Origin of the sequence: Acinetobacter sp. UBA5934 (assembly GCF_002430855.1) — a bacterium.
Taxonomy (GTDB): Bacteria; Pseudomonadota; Gammaproteobacteria; order Pseudomonadales; family Moraxellaceae; genus Acinetobacter.
This window is the reverse complement of record NZ_DJDC01000040.1, coordinates 1-3,438: the sequence shown is the minus strand read 5'-3', so window position 1 is coordinate 3,438 and position 3,438 is coordinate 1. Positions and strand designations below refer to the sequence as shown.

Below are 3,438 nucleotides of genomic sequence, written 5' to 3'. Positions count from 1 at the left end.
CAGAATATTTTTGCGCCGTTCATTATAGAAACGCTGTACCAGTTCCGGATCGCGTTTCCAGGCTTCAGGGGTTGCAACATCTTCAATTCGGTACTGTTCCCATAAGCCATTACTGTCCCGAAAAGTATTGATGCCACTTTCGGCACTCATACCGGCACCTGAAAAGACCACGAGTTTTTTCATTTTGGCTCCTGATTTTATTCATCCGTCTAATGTTTATGAGTCGCATTGGCTTTCAAGAATACACTCATTTCGCGAGCAAATTTTACAGGTTCAGTCAGCAAGGGCGTATGTCCAGATTTTGCAAAATGAACCTGTTTGGCATGCGGAATACTTTGCGCAATCAGGGTCTGGCCTTTTACCGGATATAATTTGGATTGAGTGCCACTGAGGAAAGTCACCGGACATTGCAATTTTTGTAGGGCCTCGCGGTAATCTTCCTGATGGTACAGATAATTGTTGATATACCAGGTCATATAGTCGACCCGTTTGGAAGGCAATAATAAACTTTGCAATCGCGACTGATTCAATACCCATTCAAAGCCTTTTAAGGTGTATTTATTGCTATTCTGCAGGCCAATAAACTGTAGCCAGAGCTTGGCAATCTGGCCACGGGTTTGGCTATCCAGGTCTTTTACATATCGGGTATGTTGATGCTGGGCCAGTAACTGCGACAGCTCAGTCAGAATAGAAATAAAAACAGGATGAGATTCACCAAACAGGCCATAAGCCCAGCTGTCATCTACCGGAATTTTAGGGGTCTGGTCTATATGCAGATAGGCTGAGATATGCTCGGCAAAGTTACCATATTGCATGCCATGCATCGCCGTAGTTGCACCCATAGAATAGGCAATTACTGGAATCTCGTTTAACTGGAGTTGGTCAATCAAGCTGTGAATATCACGCCAGTGACTGGAAATGGCATCCATTTCCGGAATGGCACAATCTTGCGAACCGCCAAAACCGCGCCAGTCTGGAATAATAAAGCGATGAGTTTTAGCATGCCGATAAAGAAACGGCAGCCATTGCCAGCTGAGCATACCCAAACCTGAAAGAACCAATACAGGCCGTCCTTGTCCGAACTCACGAACAAACAGTTTTTCGCCATCAGGCATGCGGTAATGCGGCATGGTTGTTTCCTTACTTATTAGACTTTTTATTACTGTAAACATTTTCTTTATTTTCTCCTGTTATGGAGAAATAAAAGATACTCAATAAAGAACGCTATTATTGTTGATCAAATGCTTTTAATTGCGGAATCATGGTCTCTAGCCATTTAATCCAGCCCAGTTCCAGGTCAATCCCGAGTTGTAGAATCATTTTATGAATAAACAGGGTCCGGTCTTGAGTATGCCCATGAGCAAAATCTTTGGCAAAAATCGTTTGGTAAATTTTTAAGTTTTCTTGATGCAGGATCAGATGTCTTTCCAGCTCAGGCAGCACGGTATTGCCACCGAGTTGAGCTTCGGCGCGCAGGCGGACCATTAAATCATCACGCAATTGGGCAGGCGGACTTTGCTTGACCATCCAGTCTGCCAGTTCGGCACGTCCCAACGCTTCCACCTGATAGGTCTTTTTACGGGTATTGGCACTATGATCTTCAAGGGTTGAGATCCAGTTTTTTTGCTGCATAGCACTGAGTTCACGGTAAATCTGCTGATGCGTTGCATTCCAGAAAAAGCCCATAGAGCGGTCAAAGCGACGCGCCAAATCAATCCCGGTACTGGGTTTTTCAATCAGGCTGGTCAATAAAACATGGGCTAAAGACATAAACGGCTCAGTCAGTAAAAATTTACCAGAACATTATGCAACATGTTGCATAAAAATCAAATCTGGAATATAAATTGTGCAACAAGTTGCATTAAGCACCGGAATAGCTCGCTGAGACAGCACGCCAAGGAGATCATATGTCTAATTATCCTCATCTGTTAGCCCCTTTAGATTTAGGTTTTACCACGTTAAAAAATCGTGTCTTGATGGGCTCTATGCACGTGGGTCTGGAAGAAGCACCACGTGGTTATGAGCGTATGGCGGCATTTTATGCAGAACGTGCACAAGGTGGTGTAGGGCTGATTGTAACGGGTGGGATTGCACCGAATGATGCAGGTCTGACCTTTGCCGGTGGCGCGAAATTAGACAGCCGTGAAGAAGCTGAAAAACATATGGTGATTACCCAGGCGGTACATGCAGCGGGCGGGAAAATTGCCATGCAGATTTTACATACTGGCCGTTATTCCTATCAGGCTGATCTGGTTGCGCCGTCTGCCATTCAGGCACCAATCAATCCGACCAAACCGCATGCCTTAACTAGTGCTGAAGTGAATCAGACCATTGCTGACTTTGCCCACTGCGCAAAACTGGCACAATATGCAGGATACGATGGCGTAGAAATTATGGGTTCGGAAGGCTATTTGCTGAATCAGTTTTTAAGTCGCCATGTCAATCAGCGTACCGACCGTTGGGGTGGTGACATTGAAAACCGCATGCGTTTCGCAGTAGATATTGTCAAAGCCATCCGTGAAAAAATTGGTGAAAACTTTATTATCTGTTTCCGTTTGTCGCTGCTGGATCTGGTGCATGACGGCAATACCATGCAGGAAGTTATTACTGTTGCAAAAGCATTGGAAGAAGCAGGAGTTACCTTGCTCAATACCGGGATTGGCTGGCATGAAGCCCGTATTCCGACCATTGTGACTTCAGTGCCACGTGCAGCTTTTGCCGATTACACGGCTGAAGTGAAAAAGCATGTCGCTATTCCTGTGATTGCTTCCAACCGTATTAACATGCCTGAAACTGCCGAAGCCATTTTGGCTGCTGGAAAAGCGGATATGGTGCAAATGGCACGACCATTATTGGCGGATGCCTTCTGGGTTAGCAAGACTGCAACCAATCGGGTAGATGAAATTAATACCTGTATTGCCTGTAATCAGGCGTGCTTGGACCATACCTTTAAAAATAAGCGTGCAACCTGTCTGGTCAATCCGCGCGCGGCTTATGAAACAGAACTGGTCTATGTAAAAACCAAAGCACCGAAGAAGATTGCCGTTATTGGTGGAGGTGTGGCAGGCATGTCGGCTGCGACAGTAGCTGCAAGTCGTGGTCATAAAGTCACTTTATTTGAAGCAAGTCATGAAGTGGGTGGCCAATTCAATTTGGCCAAAGTGGTACCAGGTAAAGAAGAATTTCACGAAACCATCCGCTATTTTAAAGTTCAGATTGAAAGAACCGGAGTGGAACTGCGTTTAAATACCAGAGTCAACCGTGAACAACTGGAACGTGAAGGTTTTGATGAGGTCGTGGTTGCAACTGGCGTTGTTCCGCGTGCCTTAACCATTGAAGGCAGTCAGGCACCGCAAGTGTTGTCTTATGCAGAAGTATTACGTGGTGCAGCTGTGGGCAATCGAGTTGCTGTAATTGGCGCCGGTGGTATTGGTTTTG

At 45.5% G+C, this 3,438-nt stretch carries 4 protein-coding genes; 1 reads left to right on the top strand and 3 read right to left on the bottom strand.

The annotated features are described in order from the left end of the window. The 3 genes from B2Y23_RS02910 to B2Y23_RS02900 all read right to left on the bottom strand — a co-directional run. On the bottom strand, window positions 1–183 hold a 183-nt coding region (locus tag B2Y23_RS02910; protein WP_291368906.1), incomplete at its 3' end, for a Sir2 family NAD-dependent protein deacetylase. A gap of 26 nt (window positions 184–209) precedes the next feature. After that, window positions 210–1,130, bottom strand: a complete 921-nt coding sequence (locus tag B2Y23_RS02905) for an alpha/beta fold hydrolase (RefSeq protein WP_291368904.1) — start codon at window positions 1,128–1,130, stop codon at window positions 210–212. 97 nt (window positions 1,131–1,227) lie between these two features. Then, window positions 1,228–1,770 (bottom strand): PadR family transcriptional regulator, encoded by a 543-nt coding sequence (locus B2Y23_RS02900; protein ID WP_291368902.1) that lies wholly within the window; start codon window positions 1,768–1,770, stop codon window positions 1,228–1,230. A 137-nt stretch (window positions 1,771–1,907) separates the two neighbouring features. Between B2Y23_RS02900 and B2Y23_RS02895 the strand changes: the two genes are divergently transcribed. Further along, window positions 1,908–3,438: NADPH-dependent 2,4-dienoyl-CoA reductase (locus tag B2Y23_RS02895; protein ID WP_291368900.1), on the top strand; the 1,531-nt coding region annotated here is incomplete at its 3' end.